The sequence below is a fragment of the Oceanobacillus picturae genome, assembly GCF_000612865.1.
In the GTDB taxonomy this organism is placed as follows: Bacteria; Bacillota; Bacilli; order Bacillales; family Amphibacillaceae; genus Oceanobacillus_B; species Oceanobacillus_B jordanicus.
The window spans coordinates 2051308-2074609 of sequence record NZ_CCAX010000001.1 but is presented as its reverse complement, the minus strand read 5'-3'; the positions used below and the strand labels follow the sequence as shown (position 1 = coordinate 2074609).

The 23302-nt window shown below is 33.7% G+C and carries 24 protein-coding genes and 2 pseudogenes; 23 read left to right on the top strand and 3 right to left on the bottom strand.

The features are described 5' to 3' along the window. Positions 1-4: 4 nt before the first annotated feature. The 23 genes and pseudogenes from BN988_RS10460 (at position 5) to BN988_RS10360 (ending at position 21395) form a co-directional block, all read left to right on the top strand. On the top strand, positions 5-832 hold the full coding sequence (locus BN988_RS10460; RefSeq protein WP_036575971.1) for a formyltransferase family protein: 828 nt from the start codon (positions 5-7) through the stop codon (positions 830-832). Next, positions 829-1485, top strand: a complete 657-nt coding sequence (locus tag BN988_RS10455; RefSeq protein ID WP_036575969.1) for a sugar transferase — start codon at positions 829-831, stop codon at positions 1483-1485. Before BN988_RS10460 ends, BN988_RS10455 begins: the two co-directional genes overlap by 4 nt. Further along, positions 1482-2360: an NAD-dependent epimerase/dehydratase family protein gene (locus BN988_RS10450; RefSeq protein ID WP_036575967.1), complete on the top strand. Its 879-nt coding sequence runs from the start codon at positions 1482-1484 to the stop codon at positions 2358-2360. Before BN988_RS10455 ends, BN988_RS10450 begins: the two co-directional genes overlap by 4 nt. Before the next feature lie 4 nt (positions 2361-2364). Next, complete coding sequence (locus BN988_RS10445; RefSeq protein WP_036575965.1) at positions 2365-3642, top strand: glycosyltransferase family 4 protein; 1278 nt, start codon at positions 2365-2367, stop codon at positions 3640-3642. After that, positions 3639-5492 (top strand): heparinase II/III domain-containing protein, encoded by a 1854-nt coding sequence (locus tag BN988_RS10440; protein ID WP_036575963.1) that lies wholly within the window; start codon positions 3639-3641, stop codon positions 5490-5492. The genes BN988_RS10445 and BN988_RS10440 overlap by 4 nt, the downstream gene beginning before the upstream one ends. Positions 5493-5531: 39 nt before the next feature. Further along, on the top strand, positions 5532-6752 hold the full coding sequence (locus tag BN988_RS10435; protein WP_036575960.1) for a nucleotide sugar dehydrogenase: 1221 nt from the start codon (positions 5532-5534) through the stop codon (positions 6750-6752). Between the two features lie 33 nt (positions 6753-6785). Next, positions 6786-7865, top strand: a complete 1080-nt coding sequence (wecB, locus tag BN988_RS10430; protein ID WP_036576639.1) for a non-hydrolyzing UDP-N-acetylglucosamine 2-epimerase — start codon at positions 6786-6788, stop codon at positions 7863-7865. A 134-nt stretch (positions 7866-7999) separates the two neighbouring features. Then, positions 8000-9025, top strand: coding sequence for a glycosyltransferase (locus tag BN988_RS10425; RefSeq protein WP_036575957.1), 1026 nt, complete (start codon positions 8000-8002; stop codon positions 9023-9025). Between the two features lie 113 nt (positions 9026-9138). After that, on the top strand, positions 9139-10230 hold the full coding sequence (locus BN988_RS10420; protein ID WP_036575955.1) for a glycosyltransferase family protein: 1092 nt from the start codon (positions 9139-9141) through the stop codon (positions 10228-10230). Continuing rightward, the gene (locus BN988_RS10415) at positions 10218-11561 is read left to right on the top strand and encodes an O-antigen polymerase (RefSeq protein ID WP_036575952.1); all 1344 of its coding nucleotides are present in this window, start codon (positions 10218-10220) and stop codon (positions 11559-11561) included. The genes BN988_RS10420 and BN988_RS10415 overlap by 13 nt, the downstream gene beginning before the upstream one ends. A gap of 84 nt (positions 11562-11645) precedes the next feature. Beyond that, positions 11646-12929 (top strand): lipopolysaccharide biosynthesis protein, encoded by a 1284-nt coding sequence (locus BN988_RS10410; RefSeq protein ID WP_036575950.1) that lies wholly within the window; start codon positions 11646-11648, stop codon positions 12927-12929. A gap of 199 nt (positions 12930-13128) precedes the next feature. After that, positions 13129-14112 carry a UDP-glucose 4-epimerase GalE gene (gene galE, locus BN988_RS10405; protein ID WP_036575947.1) on the top strand — a complete coding sequence of 328 codons (984 nt, stop codon included), beginning with the start codon at positions 13129-13131 and terminating at the stop codon, positions 14110-14112. A gap of 117 nt (positions 14113-14229) precedes the next feature. Then, positions 14230-15582 (top strand): hypothetical protein, encoded by a 1353-nt coding sequence (locus BN988_RS10400; RefSeq protein WP_036575943.1) that lies wholly within the window; start codon positions 14230-14232, stop codon positions 15580-15582. Between the two features lie 50 nt (positions 15583-15632). Beyond that, positions 15633-16238: pseudogene (locus BN988_RS10395) on the top strand (NAD-dependent epimerase/dehydratase family protein); the annotation flags it as partial. Between the two features lie 70 nt (positions 16239-16308). Next, positions 16309-16848, top strand: coding sequence for a restriction endonuclease (locus tag BN988_RS10390; protein ID WP_231495215.1), 540 nt, complete (start codon positions 16309-16311; stop codon positions 16846-16848). A 135-nt stretch (positions 16849-16983) separates the two neighbouring features. Beyond that, positions 16984-17272 (top strand): annotated as a pseudogene (locus BN988_RS19200) (NAD-dependent epimerase); the annotation flags it as partial. 243 nt (positions 17273-17515) lie between these two features. After that, positions 17516-17872 (top strand): hypothetical protein, encoded by a 357-nt coding sequence (locus BN988_RS10385; RefSeq protein ID WP_051557818.1) that lies wholly within the window; start codon positions 17516-17518, stop codon positions 17870-17872. 53 nt (positions 17873-17925) lie between these two features. Then, entirely contained in the window at positions 17926-18066 is a 141-nt protein-coding gene (locus tag BN988_RS18885) for a hypothetical protein (protein WP_155988283.1), read from the top strand. Positions 18067-18078: 12 nt separating this feature from the next. Further along, the gene (locus tag BN988_RS18380) at positions 18079-18381 is read left to right on the top strand and encodes a hypothetical protein (RefSeq protein WP_147629707.1); all 303 of its coding nucleotides are present in this window, start codon (positions 18079-18081) and stop codon (positions 18379-18381) included. Positions 18382-18574: 193 nt separating this feature from the next. After that, positions 18575-18919, top strand: coding sequence for a hypothetical protein (locus tag BN988_RS10375; protein ID WP_036575940.1), 345 nt, complete (start codon positions 18575-18577; stop codon positions 18917-18919). A 24-nt stretch (positions 18920-18943) separates the two neighbouring features. Next, positions 18944-19303, top strand: a complete 360-nt coding sequence (locus BN988_RS10370; RefSeq protein ID WP_036575937.1) for a hypothetical protein — start codon at positions 18944-18946, stop codon at positions 19301-19303. A gap of 163 nt (positions 19304-19466) precedes the next feature. Continuing rightward, positions 19467-20834, top strand: coding sequence for an FAD-dependent oxidoreductase (locus tag BN988_RS10365; RefSeq protein WP_036575934.1), 1368 nt, complete (start codon positions 19467-19469; stop codon positions 20832-20834). A 381-nt stretch (positions 20835-21215) separates the two neighbouring features. Continuing rightward, a complete protein-coding gene (locus tag BN988_RS10360) occupies positions 21216-21395 on the top strand; it encodes a hypothetical protein (RefSeq protein ID WP_036575933.1) in 180 nt (59 codons plus the stop codon). A 103-nt stretch (positions 21396-21498) separates the two neighbouring features. Here the strand turns inward: BN988_RS10360 and BN988_RS10355 are convergent, their stop codons facing one another. The 3 genes from BN988_RS10355 to BN988_RS18375 all read right to left on the bottom strand — a co-directional run bounded on the left by BN988_RS10355 (position 21499) and on the right by BN988_RS18375 (position 22815). Beyond that, positions 21499-21795, bottom strand: a complete 297-nt coding sequence (locus BN988_RS10355) for a hypothetical protein (protein WP_036575930.1) — start codon at positions 21793-21795, stop codon at positions 21499-21501. Positions 21796-21841: 46 nt separating this feature from the next. Next, positions 21842-22357, bottom strand: a complete 516-nt coding sequence (locus BN988_RS10350) for a sigma-70 family RNA polymerase sigma factor (RefSeq protein WP_036575928.1) — start codon at positions 22355-22357, stop codon at positions 21842-21844. 74 nt (positions 22358-22431) lie between these two features. Continuing rightward, a complete protein-coding gene (locus BN988_RS18375) occupies positions 22432-22815 on the bottom strand; it encodes a helix-turn-helix domain-containing protein (RefSeq protein ID WP_051557812.1) in 384 nt (127 codons plus the stop codon). Between the last annotated feature and the right edge of the window lie 487 nt (positions 22816-23302).

The following is a 23302-nucleotide window of genomic DNA, read 5'->3' as shown; positions in this document are numbered from 1 at the left end:
TACGTTGAAGAAAAGAATAGCATTTGCTACTTGTGTACAATTGGGATTGAGTTGTATAGAAGAGATTTATCGTATAGGTGGGAATCTGGATTTACTTATTACACTTAATGATGATAAGTCCAGAAATAAGTCTGGAAGAATATATTTAGATGATATCGCAAATGTACATAATGCACCTCTACTGAAAATTAATAATATTAACGATCAGGAAGTAATATCTGCACTAGAGGATTATGAAATTGACTGGTTATTTATAATTGGCTGGTCGCAAATTGCTAAAAAGGACGTACTTAATACACCTACCCATGGTTGTATTGGTATGCATCCTACCCTCCTACCGATTGGCAGAGGAAGAGCAGCAATACCATGGGCAATCATTAAGGGGCTTAAAAAAACAGGTGTTACTATGTTCAAGTTAGATGAGGGTGTAGACACTGGGGATATTATTGGACAAGAGACAATTGAACTTAACCATAACACGACGGCGAAAGTATTGTATGAAGATGTTAATAAAATGCATATTACACTAATCTCAAATTACTGGGATAAAATTGTTAATAATAAAGTTGAGCTAACTAAACAAGATGACTCAAAAGCTACTGAGTGGCCTGGTAGAAAACCTGAAGATGGGGAGATCCTAAGTAGTATGACGATGGAGGAAGCGGATAATTTAGTAAGAGCAGTTACACATCCTTATCCAGGAGCCTTCTACATTAATGAGAAAAATACTTTTAGGATATGGTCAGCAAAAACCCAAAAAAACGGTGGTACAATAAAACTCAACGATGGGTATTTAACTCCTATCGATTATGAGATTGAGGGATTGTCATGAAAGGGAAAAAAATTCAAAGGTTTATTAAACGTACAATAGATATTGTAGTCTCTTTAATTGTTATAGTTCCTTTTTTACCAATATGGATTATTGTCGCAATTCTAATTAAGGCTACTTCAAAAGGGCCGGTTTTATTTTTACAGGATCGTCCTGGCCTACATAAGCAAATTTTTAAAGTTTATAAATTTCGGACGATGAGACCTGGATCGGAAAAAATGATTAAAGGACAAGAAGTAATGCAAAATGATGCTCGAATTACTTCTATTGGTAAGTTACTTAGAAGAACTAAAGTAGATGAAATACCTCAATTAATAAATGTATTAAAGGGTGAAATGAGCCTGGTCGGTCCAAGACCTGAAAGAATTGCATCGCTCTCAGATTATGATGAAGAAATCTTAAAGAGACTTAATGTGAGGCCCGGTATGACAGGTTTAGCACAAGTTAGTGGTAATATTTACCTTGCACTTGATAATCGTTACAAGCTTGATGTGTATTATGTTGAGAACTTTAGTTTGTGGCTTGATTTAAAGATTTTCTTGAGGACCATTGGTGTTGTTTTACTAGGTGAAGACAAATATGTTGATAATAATTTAGTTGATATAAATTATCGAACTGAAGAGGTAGCTGCAATTAGAGAGGATTCTTTCAAATGAAAAGGGTGCTTATAACAGGAGTAAATAGTTACATAGGTACATCATTTGAAAAATGGGTCTCACAGTATAAAGATATGTATTCTATAGACTTTATTAGTTTAAAAAATGACGGCTGGAAAAAGGAGTCTTTCTCTGATTATGACGTAATTGTTCATGTTGCAGCAATTGTTCATGTTAAGGGAATTGATAAATCCAAGTATTTTGAAGTAAATAGAGATCTAACAGTTGAGTTAGCATTAAAGGCGAAAGAAGAAGGTGTGAAGCAATTCATATTTTTAAGTACCATGGGGGTTTATGGGACAGAGACGGGTTATATTAATAAAGATACTAAGCCAGTACCGAAAACCCCTTATGCCCAGTCAAAATATGAAGCTGAACAACTCCTTTTAGAAATTCAATCTAGTACTTTTTATGTAGCTGTTCTTAGACCCCCACTTGTATATGGGAAGGGGTGCCCTGGAAACTATACCAGGCTAGCAAATATGGCAATAAAGCTACCGGTTTTTCCTAATTTAGAAAATGAACGTAGCATGATATTCATTAATAATTTATCTGAGTTTATAAAGATTTTAACTGATAATAATCAATCTGGTATATATTTTCCACAAAATAAGGATTATGTGAATACCACTGAGTTAGTAAGACTTATTGCTAAAGCTCACCGCAGGGAAATTAAAACCTCAAAGGTTTTCAATTGGGCTGTTGCAGTAGGGATTAAAATGTCTGGGACATTAAGAAAAGTATTTGGGACATTTGTCTATGATAAAAAGATTTCACGCTTGCGGACGGGATTAATAAATGGAAAAGAAGTAGATTATGAAACTGTTTCATTTGAAGAATCCATTATATTAACAGAAAAGAATGTGGGTGATTAAAATTATGGAGGAAAAAAATAACAATAAAAACGTTTGGGTTTTTCACCATTATGCAACACCACCAACAATGAATGGTTTTACGAGGCCATATAATTTTGCAATAAATATGAACGATGAAAATGTTAAGACTACAGTTTTTGCAGCTTCTTATCTTCACTTTTCAGATGTTAACTTAATTAGTGATAAGAGGCTATACACGGTAGAAGATCATTCAGATGTTTCTTTTGTATTTGTAAACACACCTTCTTCAGCCAAAAGTACAATAGCTCGAATAAAAAATATGGCTACTTACTATAAAAAATTATTTAGTGTAGCTAAAAGAATTTCTGAAAAATATGGTAAACCTGACGTTATTATTGCTTCATCTCCTCATCCTTTAGCTATGGTTGCTGGAATAAAAATTGCAAAAAAACTAAACGTTCCTTGTATTTGTGAAATTCGAGATTTGTGGCCAGAGACCATATTCGCTTTCGGTAAAACTAAAGAGAATAGTATTCTAGGGAAGCTTCTAATAGCTGGAGAACATTGGATATACAAAAGAGCAGATGGATTGGTGTTTCTAAAAGAGGGAGATACAGACTATCTCAGAGATAGAAATTGGACTACAGAACAAGGTGGAGAGATCGACTTAAATAAGTGCCATTACATAAATAATGGTGTTGATATAGCTGCATTTAATAGCCAAATTGAAAAAAATATTTTACAAGATCAAGATTTACTTAGTGGGAAATTTAATGTTGTTTATACAGGTGCAATACGTCCTATTAATAATGTAGGAAATATACTAGATGCGGCTAGATTATTAAAAGGAAAAACTAACATACAATTTTTAATTTATGGAGATGGAAATCAATTAGATTCTTTGAAAAAACGTGTAAAAGAAGAGGGCTTAACGAATGTTAAGATGAAAGGGTATGTAGATAAGAAATATATTCCTTATGTTTTGAGCAATTCGTCAGTTAACATATTGAATTATTCCCAAACCAAATACAATTGGTCTAGGGGGAACAGTTCAAACAAGTTATTTGAATATATGGCATCTGGTAAGCCTATTATATCAACTGTTCAAATGGGTTATAGTCCGTTAGAGAAATATAATTGCGGGTTATCCTTAACAAGAGACACACCGGAGGATCTTGCAAACAATATTATGCAAATTTATAATCTGCCTAATGAAACTTATTACGAAATGAGTCAAAACGCTAAAATAGGGGCTAAGGAATTTGACTATAAAGTCTTAACCCAAAAATTGGAAACAGTTATGGAGAAGGTAATTTCATGAAAGAAGTAGTTAAATCATTATTAACAGAATATGGGTTAAAATGGACGATTAATCGCTCTTTATATTCAGCCAAGCTAAAAACAATGTCTGCTATCCCCGTTACAGAGAAATTTTATGAAAAAAATGTCAATATAAAAAGGGTAGATATATTTAATTTTGATGTTCCTACAATTAGAACCTTTTTAGGTGAGTTATCGGAAAAGGATAAAGTAGAAATAACTTCTATTGCTGATAAAGCGATTAATGGTATTTTTAATGGTTTTTCTTCAATTGAACTTGATTATGGTAAGCCTATTAACTGGCATTATAATCCGTTAACTGGATTTGAAAGTAAAAAGGATGTCAAATGGTTTGAAATACCGGATTTTGATAGTCAATTAGGTGATATTAAAGTTGTTTGGGAGGCATCTAGATTTACACATCTCTTTTATTTTGTTAGAGCATATCTGATAACTGAGAATATTAAATACTATGATGCATTCTCAAGTCAACTTAGGGACTGGTTAGAACAGAACCCTTACCCTTATGGAGCAAACTTTAAATGCGGACAAGAATGTACTCTTCGTATGATAAACGTATTAATCGCTTATTCCGTTTTTTCATCTTGCGGGGTTACTACTAGTGATGACCAAGTGAATGTAAAAACACTAGTAAAAGTATGTTATAAGAAGGTCTTGTCAAACTTTTTTTATGCCCATAAGTGTATTAAAAATAATCATACCTTTTCTGAAATATGTGGGTTAATTGTTGGTGCGTGGTGCTGTGATGACGAAGTTGAGGTGAAAAGAGCTTATAAACTACTTGATAAAGAAATTAAAAAACAATTTCTTCCAGATGGGGGTTTCACACAATATTCATTTAATTATCATAGATTCACCCTTCAAATAATTGAATGTGTATATAAACTTAGCGAAAAGACAAAGGTATTCATTACTGAAAAAGAAAGAATAAAAAATAGCGTACTTTTATTATATCAAGTTCAGGATGGTAAAGGAGACGTCCCAAACTATGGTTCAAATGATGGTGCTTTAATATTTCCCTTAACCTCTTGTAGCTATCGTGATTTTCGACCAGTGTTAAATACAGTGTATGCTTTAATTGAGGGAAAAAGACTCTATGAGTCTGGTGATTTTGACGAAGAACTACTGTGGTTTGGAAGTAGCATATGCTTACCAATTGAAAAGGTATTACGTAAAACTACTTTTTTTGAAAAATCCGGGTTTTATAAATTACAACATAATGGTGGCTTTTTGATGACTTGTCTACAAAACTTTAACTCCAGACCAGCTCACATGGATCAACTTCATATAGATTTATGGCATAAAGGGATAAATATCCTTTGTGACAGTGGCACCCATTCTTATGCAAGTGATCTTGGTAAGAAACTTACTTCTACCGCTGGTCATAATACTGTGAAAGTTTCTGGTATTGAGCAAATGAATAAAAGAGGTGCCTTTTTAGTCACGAACTGGACAAAACGTAAGGGTGTACAATTAGAAGATAAGAGTTTTAAAGGTACTATGGTTTCAAATAATGGATATGAGCATACTAGACATATTGAAAAGAACAACTTAAGTTATATCATTACTGATAAGGTTTTGGGTTTAGGGGAGTACGCAGACTTTTATTTTCATACGCCGTGTGAAGTTTTGGTGACTACAAGGGGATTTGAACTTTATCATGAAAATAAACTAATATGCAAAATAATAACGGATGGCCATGTAGAAGTAGGAAAGACATATAGGAGCTTGTATTACTTAAAAAAAGAAGAAATAAATTGCATAACTGTTAGAAGTGCAATAACCAAAAATAAATGCTGTATGAAATTTAGCCTTACGCTAATTAACTGAAAAGGTAAGTGCGAATAAAAGAAAGAAGGGAAGTTCTTTATGATTAATGTTATTGGACTAGGCTATATAGGATTACCAACTGCTCTTATGTTTGCTAAGAGTGGATTAAAAGTTGTAGGTACTGATTACAATACCGATTTAGTAGATTCTTTAAATGAGGGTAGACTTACATTTGAGGAAGAGGGATTAGAAGAACTATTTACTGATGCTCTTGCTAATGAAATTGAATTTGCTACTAAATACCAGGAGACACATACCTATATTATTTCAGTTCCAACTCCTTATATAAAGGATAGTAAGAAACTTGATCCAAAGTATGTTATTTCAGCAGTGAATAGTGTTCTAGATGTTTGTGAAAAGGGCGCAGCACTAATTGTGGAGTCAACTGTTTCACCTGGAACTATAGATAAATATGTGCGTCCTGAAATTGAAAAAAGAGGGTTTGTAATTGGGAAAGATGTGCATCTGTTACATGCCCCAGAAAGAATAATACCTGGAAACATGATTTATGAGCTTGAGTACAATTCAAGGACGATTGGAGCAGATAACTTAGAAATTGGTGAGAAAGTTAAAGGGCTATATTCAAATTTCTGCAAAGCGGAGATTGAAGTAACGGATATAAGGTCAGCTGAAATGTCTAAGGTAGTAGAGAATACATATCGTGATATTAATATTGCCTTCGCTAATGAGTTAGCTAAAATCTGCCATACAGATAATATGGACGTTTACGAGATTATAAGGATTGCAAATATGCACCCACGGGTTAATATTATGCAACCAGGACCTGGAGTTGGAGGGCATTGCATTTCCGTAGATCCATGGTTCTTAGTTGGAGATTACCCAGACTTAACAAACCTCATATTAACGGCTCGTAAAATTAATGATTCCATGCCAAGACATGTATTGGGAAGAATTAGAGATATAATGAGAGAGCATAGTATCAAAGACATATCTAAAGTTGGGTTGTACGGTTTATCGTATAAAGAAAATGTTGATGATACAAGAGAAAGTCCTACTCTTCAATTATTAGAAAGAATGGATGAGCATTTGGCCTTTGGAGTAAAAGTATTTGATCCTTTTGTTAAAGATAGAATAGTAGATCATCAATTTTTAAACTTTGAAGACTTTTTAAATGAGGTAGAAATCGTTGTTGTAATGGTTGGTCATGACCATCTAAAGAATAACATGGGTTTGTTACAAGATAAGTGGGTTTTAGATACTAAAAACATATGTACATTTGATGGAGCCTATAAATTATAGAAAAGTTGGTGTCTAAATTTGGTAAAGAAAATAATGGTGGTTTTTGGAACAAGACCTGAAGCAATAAAAATGTGTCCGTTAGTAAAAGAGCTAAAAACGAGAGAAAATTTGAAAACAATTGTTTGTGTATCAGGTCAACATAGAGAAATGCTAGACCAAGTTTTGAGTGCTTTTAATGTTGTGCCGGATATCGATCTTTCAATAATGAAATCAAAACAGACACTGTTTGATGTAACTATTAACATTTTAGAGAAAATGAAAAGCGCAATAGAAGATTCTAAACCAGATGTAGTTTTAGTTCATGGTGACACTTCAACTACATTTGTAACTGCTTTAGCTTGTTATTATTTACAAATACCAATCGGGCATGTAGAGGCTGGATTAAGAACTTATAACATATACTCTCCATACCCAGAGGAATTCAATCGTCAAGCTGTAGGGCTAGTAGCAAAGTATAACTTTGCACCCACAGAACAATCCAGAAAAAATCTATTAAAAGAAGGAAAAGAGTCTTCAAGTATTTATGTGACAGGAAATACAGCTATTGATGCACTTAAGACGACTGTGAGAGAGGATTATTCTCATAAATATTTAGATTGGGCATCTGATAGCAAATTAATTATGATTACAGCCCATCGAAGAGAAAATATTGGAGAACCAATGAGAAATATGTTTAGGGCTATAAAAAGAATTGTAGAAGAACAACAAGATATTAAGGTCATATATCCCATTCATATGAACCCAGTAGTAAGAGAAGCTGCTAATGAAGTTTTTGGTAACTGTGACAGGATAAGAATTATCGAGCCATTGGAAGTCCTGGATTTCCACAATTTCCTTTCAAGATCATATTTGATATTGACTGATAGTGGTGGTATTCAAGAAGAAGCACCAAGTTTAGGCAAGCCAGTTTTAGTTATGCGAGATACTACGGAGCGCCCAGAAGGTATAGCTGCTGGAACGTTAAAGCTGGTTGGGACTGAAGAAGAAATTATTTATTTAACAGTTAAAAAGTTGCTCGAAGATAAAACAGAATATGCAAAAATGAGTTATGCGAATAATCCTTATGGTGACGGATTAGCAAGTAAGAAAATAGCTGATATTTTAGTTAAGTAAGTGCTAAATACTTATTGTACACACTTTAGAGAATAACAATCAATAGCAATAGGTATGTCAATTACTTGCTATCTCAATTTTTATGTGAAAGTATAGAAATTAGTTAGGTATAACGGATAGAAGAGAGTGTTGAAATGAAATTTATTTATCTTGGGGGCTTTCCTCCTCCTTACGGCGGTGTGACAGTAAAAAATAAACTTCTTTTTAAGAAATTAAATAGTAATCTAGAAATTAAGAAGTCAGGTTTCTACAATCATCATAAAAATATAGTATATAGAGTTATTGCTCTATTATTAGAGTTGATTAATAAAAATAATAGTTTAGTTATTGGTGTAAGTAAGGGCTCTTTAAAAATATTAACGTATATTCTCTATTATCTTAATAAGAAAGTTATGAATAACTCTATTGTTATGGTAATGGGTGGAACTTTTCATCACATGGTCCTGAAAGATAAAAAGTTACAGAAATTTTTAAAGGAGTATAAAAAAATATATATTGAAACAGATGGAATGAAAAAAGCTCTTAATTCTGTTGGAATATCGAATGTAACAGTATTTCCAAATTGCAGGGAAAGAGCGGATATTAGTATTAACTTAAATGAAAATCCAAAAATTCGCTGTTTATTTTTCTCTCAAGTATCACTTGAAAAGGGTGTAGATAATGTCCTAGATATGGCGGGGATTTTAGATAATAAAGGTGTTGCATATTCAATAGATTTTTATGGAGAAATTGTGAGTGAATACAAGATGATTTTTGAGTCTACCATTGATTCTAATAGTAACATACACTATTGCGGAGTTTACAAATCATCGACTAACAACGATTTATATGAAAAGTTAAGTCACTATGATGTTCTTTTATTCCCAACTAGATGGAAAAATGAAGGTGTGCCAGGTGTGTTAGTAGAATCTAAAATTTCGGGCTTGCCTTCTATTGTAAGTGATTTAAACTTTAATTCTGAAATAATTGAAGATGAATCTACTGGGATTGTCTTAAAACAAAATACCCCTGAGGAGCTAGCAAATGTCATTGAACGATTATATTTAAATAGAGATTTGCTAGCTGAAATGAAACATAAAGCAAAAGCATCAAGTGAATATTTTATTATTGAAAACTATATAGAAGAAATTATTCAGTGTTTAACAAATAATGATCAATAACCTATTCCTTATCTATTGTGTGACACTTATAAAGCCAATTATATAGTCCTTTAATAGCTCACTAGCATTGAGGTTAGTCCACATACTTTATTTAGCTAACAACGGAGGGAATTATGGAAATATATTTATATAGTAATGATTTTTCCGAACAGTCTATCAGGCAAATGAAAACGATTATTTCATTTTTAGATTGCAAAAAAATATTTTTAAATGAACAATGGGGAAATTATCTCAACAATTCAACTGAGATTGATTATTTAGACTTCCAAAAATTTGTAGATAGAAAAGGAAGTAAAGTAATAATATACTTTAACATTATTGATGGATATAATCTGAAAAAATATAAAAGTTTCGATAACCTGCTTCTTGTTTTTAGACCCAGAGGGATTCTACCTGAAGAATCATATTATAAAAATAATAGTATATTAAAAAAAACTATATTAAATTTTATAGAATCTAAAGTAATCAAGTCTACAGACTACTTTATATTTCTCAACAATGAACAAAAGCAACATTTCCTATTAAAATACTCAAAACATGAACAAAAGATACTAAGGGCAAGGATCCTTCCAAATGTTAAATTGATGAATGAGGTATCCACTAACTCTAATTTAAATTATGCTTCTTCTAAAGTTAAACTACTTTATTCAGGTGGTTTTTCAAAATGGCAAAATATTAACCTGGTTTTTAAGGTTGTAAGTGATATAATCATACAGAGTGGAATTAAATGTGAATTTACAGTTCTAACATTTGAGGGAAATTTTGAAAGGGCGAAAGACTTAGCTAGAAAGTATAATATAACTGACCAGATGATCTTAAAGTATATATCCCCGAACAAATTAGACGATGAATTAAGAAATTATGATATAGGTATAATAATTCGAGACAATAATTTAGTCAATATAACAGCCTCACCGTTCAAAGTAATAGATTATATATCTAATGGACTAGGCATAATTCTAACTGATAATATAGCAGGAGAGGTAAGGAATATACTACCAGAAAATTTTTTGTTTCAGATAGGTTTAAGAGAAAAAGAGTTATTTTATTCTAACCAAGATCTTAACATGTTTGTCTCCAATATGGTAGGTGGAAAGAATAAAGAAGATATATTAAATAGTTATAAATTGTATGTATCAAGTATAAGTAAAATTGATTGCGAAAAGGATTTTGTAACTAAAGTTGGTGAAAAATGGTTGGATTAGCTATAGTTATTCATTTATTTATAATAGTATTAGGAATTAGTTTTGTAATTTATGATTATAAACGTAGACATAACAATAAACTAAGTGTCTTTATGGGAACTAACCTTGTGTTTACTTTCATATACGGGCTAATTCCAGCAATTTTAATACTAAATGATTTTTTTGTAGGAAAAACAGACTTTTACTTAATATACACAATAGATAAAGAAAATGAACCATATCTCTACATAAGTATTGTTATTTTAATCGGTTATATTTGTATGCTTCTTGGATATTTTTTATCAAATCCTTATAAAAGATACAAACAGAAGTTCTACATTCCCCGAAGATACTTAAAGTATGTTGCATTTTCTTTACTTTTAGTTTCTTCTTTTTGTGTTTTTTATTTCTTTGTAAGTATGGGAGGATTTATTAATTCTTTTAAATATATTGAAGCTATAAGAGCTGGTAATATTAACATACCTGGACCTATATTTTTATTATTACCTGTATCAATTGTTTCCTTTTTAATATATTTGTCTTTTCAGTTGGATAAGGTAAATATATTTTCAATAAACTTCCTATTTTTATTAATATCTTTAATTAATTCAATCTATTATTTATTAATTTTTGGAGGAAGGTTGCCAATTGCCTTATTTATACTAATAATACCTATGTATATCATGGAAAGGAAAGGGAAATGGGGTTTTAAGAACCTATTTCTCATTTTCATTGTTGGTGTTTTATCTTTAAATTATTTAGATAGCCTGTTTAAATTACTATCGCAATCATCAGATGACATTGCAGTAAAAAGTGTTTTAGATAATATCCCTAGACTAATTGCACAATTTAGTTTTCCTTATATTAATACTCTGCATGTGCATGATTTTACCTATAGTAATATAGAGTTCAGATATTTTATTGATTTGATTAGTTGGATTATAAACTATTTACCCTCTAATATAGCTAGTGTTATAGGATTAGATCAAATAACACCATCTTATACTTTAAATACTGAAAACCACCTTATGTTTGACCCTTCTAATAAAACTGCGGGAGGGGTTCCGACCGATATAGTAACCTTTGGTTATTATCAATTTTCCATAGTAGGGGTAATTATAATAACTTTTCTATTCGGTCTACTCGTGTCATGGTTTGATAGGTTTTTCAATAATTCACATCAGTCTACTTTCATAACTTTAGCTAAAATTAGGTTGTTCCAAGTTATTTCGTTTTACCCGATGTATGCTGATATTGAAGCTTTTATGAGAAGGCGGATTGATGTAGTACTAATTATAGTTTTATTGGTTCTCTTTTCAAAGAAACACGGAGAGGATAGTTCTCAAGATTAAAAAATTTTGAACAAAATACTAGTAATTACTTTTGAATAAATATTTGATTATATCAATTATAAGAATAGAAAAGAGATAATCAGGATGAATAACAAATTAGCAAGGCTATTTAATAAATCGTTTGTCCGAAATATTATTATAATGTCTACAGGAACTATTGCAGCCCAAGCGATTTCACTCTTGTTAACTCCAATAATAACTCGAATATACGGACCAGAATCCTATGGATTAATGGGAGTATTTATAGCTATTATGGGGGTTGTCACTCCCATTGCAGCTCTAACTTATCCGATAGCTATAGTACTGCCAAAGAAAAATAAGGAAGCACAATCTTTAGCTCAGCTTTCAATATACATTTCTATAGGGCTTGCAATATTGGTATTATTGATTTTATGTTTTTTTAAACAATTTATCGTCCGGTTATTTAATATAGAGGAAATTTCTCCGTATTTATTTTTAATACCGGTAGTTATACTTTGCGCAGGTTTTTTCCAAGTAATGGAACAGTGGCTTATTAGAACAAAACAGTTTGGAATATCAGCAAAAGTTGCTTTTTCGCAGTCTTTACTTGTTAATGGGGCAAAAACAGGACTTGGGTACTTGCATCCTTTTGCAACTACATTAATTATACTGTCATCTATAAATGAAGGTATTAGAGCTATAATGATGCTGGTTTTTTCCAAAAAGACTGGGAAACCACTTCCGTTTCAATTTACTAAACTTTTGTCTTTAAAAACAACAGCTAAAAAATATGAAGATTTTCCCTTGTTTAGAGCTCCCCAAGTATTATTAAATGCTTTCTCTGATAATATGCCTGTTCTATTGTTATCAGTCTTTTTTGGCCCTGCATCTGCAGGGTTTTATACCTTATGTAGAAGCGTATTAAAAGTCCCATCAAACCTCATTGGTAAATCAATTGGCGACGTATTTTATCCTCGTATATCTGAAGCGAAAAATAACGGGGAAAACCTTACTAAACTGATTAGAAAAGCAATTTTACTTCTTGGTGCAGTAGGGATAATACCATTTGGCGTTATTGTAGCTTTTGGACCATGGTTATTTACTTTTATATTTGGAGCAGGATGGGAAGTAGCAGGAGAGTATGCCAGATGGATATCACTGTGGATGTTTTTTAATTTTACTTACCAGCCATGTATTCGTGCATTACCAGTTTTGTCAGCACAGGGCTTTCATCTTATATTCACTGTGTTAACTTTGTTAGTTCAAACATCTAATATAATAATAGGATATTATATCTTCTCTAGCGACTTAGTAATAATAGCTTTATTCGGTTCTTCTGGTGCTATCCTTTGTATAGTGTTAATTTTAATCACGCTAAGAATCAGCAAAAAAGTTGGGTGTAGCTAAACTTATCTCAAAATTTGAAGCTTATAAAAGATTTTTATTAGCTATGGTTAACTAATATATCATTTGGTGATTTGCTCCTCTAAACATTGAATGAACTTATTGCAATGTCAATTTATTAAAAAGGAAGTAGAATTTACGACTTTTTCGTAAAGTTGTTCTCTGGAATGATAAATGTATAGAAAGAATGGTGAAATTACGTATGGCAATTATGATATCTGGTGGAGCAGGCTATATTGGCTCCCACACAGTTAGATATTTCTTAGACAAGAATGAAGATGTTATTGTTGTTGATAACTTACAAACAGGTCATAGACAATCACTTGCTATAGAACATCTTTATCAAATTGATCTTAGAGATAAAAAAGAATTAGACAAAATCTTTAGGGTTCATAATGTTGAAGCGGTAATTCACTTCGCTGCTAATTCCTTAGTTAGCGAGAGTATGGAAAAACCATTTGAATACTATCATAACAATGTATATGGATTGATGTGCTTACTAGATGTAATGAAAGATAATGATGTAAAGAAAATTGTCTTTTCTTCAACGGCAGCTACCTATGGGGAGCCTAAGAACATTCCTATTATAGAAGAGGATGATACAAACCCAACGAACACTTATGGTGAGACAAAATTAGCAATGGAAAAAATGATGAAATGGTTTGATCAAGGTTATGATATTAAATACGTGTCATTAAGATACTTTAACGCTGCAGGAGCACATGAAAGTGGAAATATTGGTGAAGAACATGATCCAGAAACCCATCTTATTCCTTTGATTTTACAAGTACCACTCGGTCAAAGAGAAAAGATTTTCATGTTTGGAGACGATTATTCTACAGAAGATGGGACATGTGTAAGAGACTATATTCATGTAATGGATCTAGCCTCTGCACATTATTTAGCATTAGAATATTTAAGGGGCAATAATCCGAGTGAAGTTTTTAATCTGGGAAACGGAAATGGATATTCTGTTAAACAGGTAATTGATGTAGCAAGACAAGTAACAAATAACCCCATTCCAGCAGAAGTAAAAGAGAGAAGAGCAGGAGATCCCGCTATTTTAATTGCCTCCTCAGAAAAGGCAAAAGATATGCTAGGGTGGGAACCACAATTTAATTCTTTAGAAAAGATTATTAATGACGCTTGGAGATGGCATAAAAATAATCCAGAAGGCTATAGTTAAAATTTGTTTTCATGTGAGTTAACTATACTCTCTTAAGTTTACCAAAAAGTTAATGATCTCTTATTAATTTATTGCTATGCTAAATAGTAACATTTTGAAAGGAATGCTAAGACCTTAATGTTGAAATTAAAATCCTATAGAATGACTATGGACTTTTATAAATATTTATTCATGTTAAACCAGAGTAAGGGAATAGGGTTAATTATTAACTTGTTTATTTTCTTAGTTTCCCTCATTACATTGGTGTATAATAATCGCAACTTTGTTAATGCAATGAATGATTTTAATCTCATCATGTTGTTTTTAGTTGGGTACTCCTTATTTAATGCTACTTGGAGTATGATAGAGAAATATAAAGAAATACAAGAATTTATTGGCAAAAACAAACTAATAGAAATGACTACAAAAACTAACTTAGTAAAAGATGAGTTTGTTTTTCAATTAGATAAAATTAATAGTGAAAAAAGAGGAAACTGGTTATTCGAAAATTTTAGTCCTGATAGTACTTCAGAAAATAGAGTTGTACGATCAGAGGACTTAAATAACTATCTTTGGGATTATGACTTTGAACTTAAGAAGGATGATGGGACAAGAGAAAAGAAGATTAAAAAGTTCATAATTAAAAATAGAGAGATTATAACTCCTTTTTTTCAATACAAATATTATAATTCAAAAAGAAAAAACCAAAATTTTTTTAACGAAACAAAGCTTTGTATGTCTAGTGATATCAATCCCAAAAGAAGTTATGTTAGTTGTCATAAAAGTAACTACTATAACTCTTTCCTGACTAACGAGATCTCTACTTCTGTATTAAAAAGGATAGAGGATGCCACGATAATCTACGACGCCTCGAATTTTTATCCATGTGAGTATAACAGAGCAGAGGATAAATATTATTTACAGTCGATAGATAAATCCGAAATGAACAATCATATAGGCGCTTCAACGCTTGCAGTTACAGATGACAACTATCTTGTAATACGAAAGCAAGGTGCAGGTACACAACAAAATATTAACAAGTACGTTCCAACCGGGAGTGGATCTTGTAATTGGTCAGATATTAAGGAAGGTTCATTCCGTTCGACAATTGAGTACTCAATGAAGCGAGAGTTATGGGAAGAGAATGGTGGCAGGAACCATAAATCTGGTATTGATGAATTTGCAGAAACTAAACTCTTAGGTTATTTTCGGTGGTTGAAGAGAGGCGGTAAACCAGAGTTTGTAGGTATTAGTAAACTAAATTGCTCACTGGATCAATTGACTCCAGATCATAATGAATTAATTGATATGAACAGTAAAGCAGATACAGACACCTTTTATCTGGAGTCAGTGGATGATTTGCCTAAAGTAATAAAAGAAATAAAACAAATTGGTAACACATCACTTCCGCTTCTAATGAGCCTTGATGCTCTTAAACAGTTTTATCAACATAGAAGAGATGAGCTTGATCAATTGTTAAAACTTGGCTAAGTGTAAATTATTAAAACTTAGTTTGATTACTGAGAATTGAATAAATGGGTGGAGCTAACAAAAAAGTACCTTTTGAGGAAACTGATTTTGTAGACAACCCAGTATCTCTGTATGCATCTACAAAGAAATCAAATGAGCTTATGGCACATACATATAGCCATCTGTATAATATCCCAGCAACAGGGCTACGCTTCTTTACAGTTTATGGCCCAATGGGTAGACCAGATATGGCATATTTCGGTTTTGCAGATAAATACTTTGCTGGTGAGCCAATCAAGATTTTCAATAACGGCGACTTTGAGAACGATCTATACCGCGATTTCACCTACATTGATGATATTGTAGAAGGTATTGAAAGATTGCTCAGCAACGCTCCAGAAGGCGATGTACAGCATAAAATATTCAATATCGGAAATAACAGTCCAGAGAAGCTTATGACCTTTATTACCACGTTAGAGAAATGCTTAGGTAATGCTTTAGGTAAAGAAGTAGAGTAAAAAAAAGTATTTGAACCAATTAAGCCTGGCGATGTACCAGCAACCTATGCATCTACTGAACAATAGCAGAAGGCAGTAGGATTTAAACCTGAGACAACAATTGAAGAAGGTCTGCAGCAGTTTGCGGACTGGTATGTGGATTATTATGGAGTGAAGTAAAGTTCTGAAAACAGTGGCTGTCGAGTATGACTCGGCAGCCATTTTAATAACATTAGGGGAGTAGTTTGTGATGGAAGGTTTCTTTGAGGGGTTTAAAATGGGGTGGGAATTACTTTGGACTCTCATAAATTCGCATCCTGCAGTACCTTTTATTTTAGTCGGTAGCTTCTTGATAGTGATTGGTTCTACCATCGCTGGAATAATAGTAAACACAATTCGAGAAAACAAGCTAAGAAAATCTGGCATGCTAGAAGTTGATAAAATGTCAGGAAGAATGTTTGAGGAATATTTACACGCCTTGTTCAAAGGAAAAGGTTATAACGTAAAAATCACACCAGCAAGTGGCGACTATGGGGCAGATCTCCTTTTAACTGGTAAAGGAAAGAAAATTGCGGTACAAGCAAAACGATATAAGAAAAACGTAGGCGTGAAAGCTGTACAAGAAGTCGTGTCAGCTAGAAGCTATTATAGCGTGGATGAATGCTGGGTAGTGACCAATAGCTTTTTTACCGACCAGGCTAAAAAGTTAGCGCGTTCCAATCAGGTTCGGTTGGTTGATCGGAAAGAATTGATGGGATGGATGTTGGAGGAGGTTAAAGGGGCTAGTTAATAAGAAGCTCTTAACATAGACTTATAAACGCAAGCGTCAAATACTACAATTATATACAAACGGAGTAAGGGAATCATGCCATGTTGTTGAAACAATAAAGGGGTATTTGGCAAATGGGAATTATATACCACACACGCCCCAGAAGGCGATGTGCAATATAAAGTATTCGATAAAGGTAACAACAGTAAAGAGAAACTCATGACCTTTATTACTACAATAGAGAGATGTTTGGGGAGGGAATGCTCTAGGCAAAGAAGTAGACTTCGAGAAAGTATTTGAACCTATTATACTTGGAGATGTCCTAGTAACCTATGTATCAACAGAGCAATTTCAGGAAGCTGTTGGTTTTAAACCTGAGACAACAATTGAAGAAGGTCTGCAGCAGTTCGCGGAATGGTATGTGGTTTATTATGGAGTGATGTAGAGGGAACCTGAAAAATTTTGGCTGTCAAGAGAACTTGGCAGTTATTTTAAAATAGAGAAAAGTTGGAAGTATAGAACATGATAGAAAATTCTAGGCATTAGTTAAGAATATGTATATCATAGAACCAAGGGTTAATCTATAACAAAATTTTTTCTTAAAGAGACAAAATAGTATGAAGTGAGGAGTTAATATAGTAGGCAAGCTTTACCTTCTAGAGAGTATCAAGAGTTATTAGGAAGTGCAATGTGTGTTTTCAACTCCAATAATGCGTTTATTATTGAGAATATACTTGCTCACAGTGAGAGTGATGAATATAGTTGGAGTCAATTAATTGATGGCACATCAGGTGAACTTGCTCAACCAATTAAGGAAAATATAACTAAATTTTCGGATACAAGAATTGCTTCTCTTTTTAATGAAATTGTTCAAATGAGAAATAGGATTATACATAGTTTCCAAGTTACTCATAATAACATTCAAATTTTAGCTACCAAGAAGAAAAATGGAGAGCAGTTTATTATTACTGAAAAATATTTACTCGAATTCATTCAAAAGAACCAAGAGTTAAGTAGTTGCCTACACAAGTTTAGGGGATATTAATTTTTTTACGATATTAGAATAACATTAGACTAAGAGTTGGGAGATGATGAATATTGAAAAGTGTTCAAGCGTTTGGTGTTTTTCTAAAGAAAGATGGGATTATCTTTAGGAAGTCAGCATATTTACAATGGGGTACTAGTAAAAAGTCGATTGGGAGCTTTCTGTTATTAAATCCGGGTAGAGCTAAGCCTTAAGAACTTGATATTTTGAAAGAGGGGGTCATTGAACAACATAGAGTAGACATTGACCCTACTATGAGGCAAATGGTCCAATTGGTTGAAAAAATTTATAATACAAATCAATTAAACGGGAGGGTTCAAATCTACAATTTATTTTCCTTGAGGGACCCCAAAAATGTAGATGCAATATTGAACTTTGAAGAATTAGCAGAGAAGAATGTAATTGATCCGATGGAGGTTGTACCTTCTGCAGAAGAGCTACAAGGACATCCATGGATTTGTCTTGGCTGGGGGATAAATAGTGAAAAGCGATACAAACATTTACAGTAAATCAAATCCTTATGGAATAGAAGAATACAGGAATCAGGAATCTCATTTTTTGGGAAGCTACATAAAAACAAGTTAGACTATTATCATTTACGTCCGCACCTACTTATTGACCAAAAAATATTATTAAATGAATTAAAAGATATTTATCAAGCGAAAGTTAATATACCATCATGATTTGTAAAGGAGAAATCCTATGACATCTGAATTAATTATGACTTATAGTGGCAACTGTGTTATTTGTGATAAAGAGATTTCTACTGATAAGTATATGTGTGATAAATGTCAGGAGTATGTGTTTGCTTATTCAGTAGTTGGGAATAAACCTTACGTTAATGAACAGATTGGTTGTCCTCAATGTAGTGAAGAAACTGATTCCGAACTTTGGGATAGTCATACTGTAAATAATTGGGCTACGGATGAAATACAGCTCTATCCCTGGATAATTATTAAGAAAGAGATACATGAGAAAATGGGGTTGAGATATCGCTGTCCATCTTGTAATCAGGTTATTCCTGGAGCAAGATTAATTAGATACTAATTTTAAATAAGCGGGGCGATTTGTATGTGGTTACTTAGTGAATTATTTTTTCAAATTGGCAATTCAAAAATACAAAGACAAGAAAATGCAGTAGAACTTGATACAACTAATGGTGAGTGGGTGTACAATGAGACCATAAGAGATTATGATTTCATTGAAAAGCCAATATCAGAAATGCCGAAATGGGTAAGTGTTGTCAGTTTTGATGAGGAGTATATCATTATCATTGACGATGAACCTTTTGAGGAAGTAGAGCCAATAGTTACGATTAATTGTGCAGATTTGGCAGAAGTAAGAACAGTTATTAAAGTACTTAAAGCAGTTTATAGCTCTAAAGGCAATGTCCATATAGAAATTCTTTTATCCGATTATGCTATAGACTAAGTAAAATATCTCCTTTCCACCTTTGTCAATCTTGTGAACTTCATAAATATATATTGTGAAATACTGAACAATGTATTATAATAAACACATAATCACATGGAGCTAGTATTCAGTAACATGTGAAATGCTGAACAAACTAACTAACAAATGGGAGTGTTGAATAATGAGAGTAGCAGTTATTGGGTGTACACACGCAGGAACAGCAGCGATTAATAATATGTTAAATCTTTACCCTAACGCACAGATCGATGTTTTTGAAAAGAACGATAATGTTTCCTTCCTATCTTGTGGAATTGCGCTTTATGTAGGCGGAGTGGTAGAAGATCCGAATGGACTGTTTTATGCTTCCGTAGAACAATTTGAGAAACAAGGTGTACAGATGCATATGAATCATGAAGTGACCTCCTGCAATATGAATCTTAAACAATTACAAGCAAAAGATATGAAAACACAGGCCATAAAAGACTATAGCTATGATAAGTTGATCATTACATCTGGCTCTTGGCCCGTAACACCACCAATTCCTGGTTCTGATTTAGATAACGTATTGTTATGTAAGAACTTTTACCATGCCAAGGAGATCATTAAACGTTCAGAACCAGTCGAGAATGTGGTAGTTGTCGGAGCGGGCTATATTGGGATTGAGCTTGCGGAAGCCTTTGAGGAAAATGGCAAAAACGTGACCTTAATTGATAGTGAAGAACGCATTTTAAATCGTTATTTAGATGCGGAATTTACAGCTCCAGTAGAAGAGACATTTGAACAACGTGGCATTGAATTAGCCCTTGGCCAAACCGTTGCAAAATTCGAAGGAGCCAATGGAGTAGAAAAGGTCATTACGGATAAAGGGGAATATAACGCAGACCTTGTTGTGATGTGTATTGGATTTAGACCAAATACAGAGCTAGTTAAAGGGCAAGTGGATATGTTAGGCAATGGTGCCATTATCGTGGATGAATATATGCAAACAAGTAGGGAAGATGTGTATGCAGCGGGGGATTGCTGTGCGGTATATAATAATGCTTCCCAACAACCGACTTATATCCCATTGGCAACCAACGCGGTTAGAATGGGAACGCTTGTGGCGCATAACCTCGTAAACCCTGTGTTACCTCACCCTGGAACACAAGGAACGTCAGGGTTAAAGATCTACAACCATAACATCGCCTCAACTGGTTTAACGGAAACAAGTGCAAAAATAGCAGGATTATCTGTAGGGAGTGCGTTGATCACAGATAATTATCGTCCGGAATTTATGCCAGAAAACGCGGTTATCCAATTGAAGCTTGTCTATGAATTAGAAACACATCGTATTGTTGGTGCGCAAGTCATTTCTGATGCTGACTTTACACAGGCAATCAATACAATAAGCGTTGGGATCTCCAACAATATGACGATTGAGCAATTAGCTTTAACAGATTTCTTTTTCCAACCACATTACAACAAACCAGTCAATTACCTGAATCAAGTCGCAATGGAAGCAATGGCGAAGGAAGCGAAGAGAGGGAAAGAGTTAGAAGCAGTGGTTTAGAGAAGACTTATTGATAGGATAAAACAACAGCTATTGGATTCCAATAGCTGTTTTCATGTAGTCAACTAAGCCCAAATAAATTCTAAAAGATGCCAATGACAGTATTCGAAGCATTATGTAGAAGATTCATAAAATATTAAAGACAGCCTATACATGGTACATGTGCGGCTAATAGACTGAACCCCACAAGGCGGCACAAGGAAATATAATCCCTCACATACCTGCTAGAGTGCATGAGGGAGTTTTTTAATGGCTAAAAATGTTATGACCTTTCTCTGTAAATGGGTACGGTCCCTAACGCGTTTTGATTTGACCATACAGCAATCTCACGTTAACCTTTAATAAAGCATAACGTCTAAACGAAATAGGGGGAGGGGTAATTTGAGTAAAAGATGGAAGTCATTTCTTGGTGGAATTGTGGGTGTCGTCATAGGTCCTATGATTGCGAGTCTGATTCGAGATGGACAAATAGATTGGAGGCCAATCTGGTTTTTTACTCCGTTTGTTTTCTTACTATTGCTTTTTAACTTGGGTTTTAATTTATATAAGAAGAGGGATTAGCACAATTAGCACTTTAGCCAGAATGGTTTTAGCCAACCGTATTGAAGTACTTCATCTCATATATTGACCACAGACCTTGGTACAAACCAATTATGTTTCTTTTTTAAATTAGCATTGGGAACCGTGAATTTTCCATCTCGAATGAAGGGGAGGAAAGGCATGTTTTCATATTCTCTATCCGAATGGCCTCCTCAACTCCCTCCAGTACATAGAATTCTTTGGATCTTTCAATTTCTTTTATTAGTTCATCTCTAGCTTCTATTATCTCTCCTTTAGTCAGAATAAAGCCATGGTTATCTCGAAATGCGATTACCTCCTTCTCAACACCCTGATCTTCAATTATTACAGGTGTTGGGAGAATAACTTGATACAAGGGTCTTTTTTTCTTTCTAATTGGCATGGATAGTCCTCCTTTATAATCTACTTATTTACTGTGGAAGTTTGCGCTATTCTTCCTTCAGTCTTTCTTCAAAATGTAGTTTTCTCAATTTCTTTCTTGCATCTTTGCCCCAACTCTTCACAGCTTCAACGCTCGTATTTTCCTGTACAGCAATTTCCTTCATGGGCATACCTAATAAAATGGCATGATAAAACCATTTCCATTGTTTTTCGGTAAGGAGGGATTTTATTTCCTTGAGTAGTTGTGGGAGTTCGTTATATGTTACGGGAGGAGATGCTTGGGGTAATAAGGGAGCTTGGCTATCGAGATAGTTTTGTTGCTTGAGGGAGTCGTTCGTTTCCTTTCGAAGCAAGTCGATGAGTTTATGGCGGATAGTGTAATTGAAGTAAGTAGCCATGGGGCCTTTGTCGGGGTTGTACTTCTCATAGGCCTGCCACATGGCGATCAGCCCTTCCTGGTAGTATTCCTTATGGGGGTCTTGGAGATTAAGCTTGTGGATGTGGTAATGAATGCGTCGCTTGTTCTGCTCGTAAATTTCTTCAAAGCTGTAGGGTTTTGACATGAAATGCCTCCTTTAGTGGATTGGAGAGGGGAGATGCCATTTCTGTCTTGGTGAAGAGGGGGAGAACGGGGATGCTAGTCTTCTTTCTTTGCTGCTTGTTGTACCTGCCAATAGAAGTAGTGGGAGAGGTCGTGAAGTTCCTTTTCCCCTAGTCTGGTCCAACTGTTCACATCTAATAGAAACGGCTGCTTATATCCTGCGTCTTCTAATAGATTAAGAACGTCATTTATTTTGCGGTAGTTCTTTAAATAAACTGGTTCTTCTCCTCGTAACAGGGAATCAATCGGCACCTGAAAAAGATCGGCTATCTGGATGAGCGCTTCATAGCTTGGCCTGCGTTCTTCTCTTTCATATTTTCCAAATGCATTTTGGGAATATCCCAATTTGAAGCTTATTTCCTGCTGTGTATAGCCAGCCTTTTCGCGAAGATTTTCTAATCGTAAACCGAACCCTTCCACTATGAACACCTCTCTATCGCCTAAAAAATACCACAAATAATTCTGACAAAAGGAAAAACACCCAATTCGGGTGTTTTTAGTTGGTTGTGGTGGGTGTTTTGTTCGTAATAAAGTTAAAAACATGGGATTAGAGGCAAACGAATAATGAAAGACGTGCTTTCGAACTTAGTGAATCTAGTGTGTGTGATGATTGGTATTTGATTAAAGGGTGGAATGATTTCTCTTTCTTGAAGAAACTATGTTATTTTTATCCCGATGCAACCGTCCGTAAGACTCCTACTTCAAACATGAAGTAAAACCGTGATGTTTAAGTTGGAGTAAATGGACGCTAACACCCCGATTCGTTTAACTAACAATCAGTGGGGTAAGAACGAAAACCCCCACTGATTGAAGTTTCACTTTATGATGCTGCATCCTTTAATGAAGTCGTTGCAAAATGTTTCATTAATAGAGTAGAAGCTGGTTTATTAATTTTTTTAGTGTAACT

Excerpts from the sequence above, each read along its gene's own strand:
- BN988_RS10445 (WP_036575965.1), top strand. The coding sequence starts at position 2,365 with ATGGAGGAAAAAAATAACAATAAAAACGTTTGGGTTTTTCACCATTAT.
- BN988_RS10390 (WP_231495215.1), top strand. The coding sequence starts at position 16,309 with ATGGAAGGTTTCTTTGAGGGGTTTAAAATGGGGTGGGAATTACTTTGG.
- BN988_RS10365 (WP_036575934.1), top strand. The coding sequence starts at position 19,467 with ATGAGAGTAGCAGTTATTGGGTGTACACACGCAGGAACAGCAGCGATT.
- BN988_RS10350 (WP_036575928.1), bottom strand. The coding sequence starts at position 22,357 with ATGTCAAAACCCTACAGCTTTGAAGAAATTTACGAGCAGAACAAGCGA.
- BN988_RS10440 (WP_036575963.1), top strand. The coding sequence starts at position 3,639 with ATGAAAGAAGTAGTTAAATCATTATTAACAGAATATGGGTTAAAATGG.
- galE (WP_036575947.1), top strand. The coding sequence starts at position 13,129 with ATGGCAATTATGATATCTGGTGGAGCAGGCTATATTGGCTCCCACACA.
- BN988_RS10420 (WP_036575955.1), top strand. The coding sequence starts at position 9,139 with ATGGAAATATATTTATATAGTAATGATTTTTCCGAACAGTCTATCAGG.
- BN988_RS10455 (WP_036575969.1), top strand. The coding sequence starts at position 829 with ATGAAAGGGAAAAAAATTCAAAGGTTTATTAAACGTACAATAGATATT.
- BN988_RS10435 (WP_036575960.1), top strand. The coding sequence starts at position 5,532 with ATGATTAATGTTATTGGACTAGGCTATATAGGATTACCAACTGCTCTT.
- BN988_RS10415 (WP_036575952.1), top strand. The coding sequence starts at position 10,218 with ATGGTTGGATTAGCTATAGTTATTCATTTATTTATAATAGTATTAGGA.
- BN988_RS10370 (WP_036575937.1), top strand. The coding sequence starts at position 18,944 with ATGTGGTTACTTAGTGAATTATTTTTTCAAATTGGCAATTCAAAAATA.
- BN988_RS10400 (WP_036575943.1), top strand. The coding sequence starts at position 14,230 with ATGTTGAAATTAAAATCCTATAGAATGACTATGGACTTTTATAAATAT.
- BN988_RS10375 (WP_036575940.1), top strand. The coding sequence starts at position 18,575 with ATGACATCTGAATTAATTATGACTTATAGTGGCAACTGTGTTATTTGT.
- BN988_RS10425 (WP_036575957.1), top strand. The coding sequence starts at position 8,000 with ATGAAATTTATTTATCTTGGGGGCTTTCCTCCTCCTTACGGCGGTGTG.
- wecB (WP_036576639.1), top strand. The coding sequence starts at position 6,786 with ATGGTGGTTTTTGGAACAAGACCTGAAGCAATAAAAATGTGTCCGTTA.
- BN988_RS10450 (WP_036575967.1), top strand. The coding sequence starts at position 1,482 with ATGAAAAGGGTGCTTATAACAGGAGTAAATAGTTACATAGGTACATCA.
- BN988_RS10385 (WP_051557818.1), top strand. The coding sequence starts at position 17,516 with ATGTGTGTTTTCAACTCCAATAATGCGTTTATTATTGAGAATATACTT.
- BN988_RS10410 (WP_036575950.1), top strand. The coding sequence starts at position 11,646 with ATGAATAACAAATTAGCAAGGCTATTTAATAAATCGTTTGTCCGAAAT.
- BN988_RS10355 (WP_036575930.1), bottom strand. The coding sequence starts at position 21,795 with ATGCCAATTAGAAAGAAAAAAAGACCCTTGTATCAAGTTATTCTCCCA.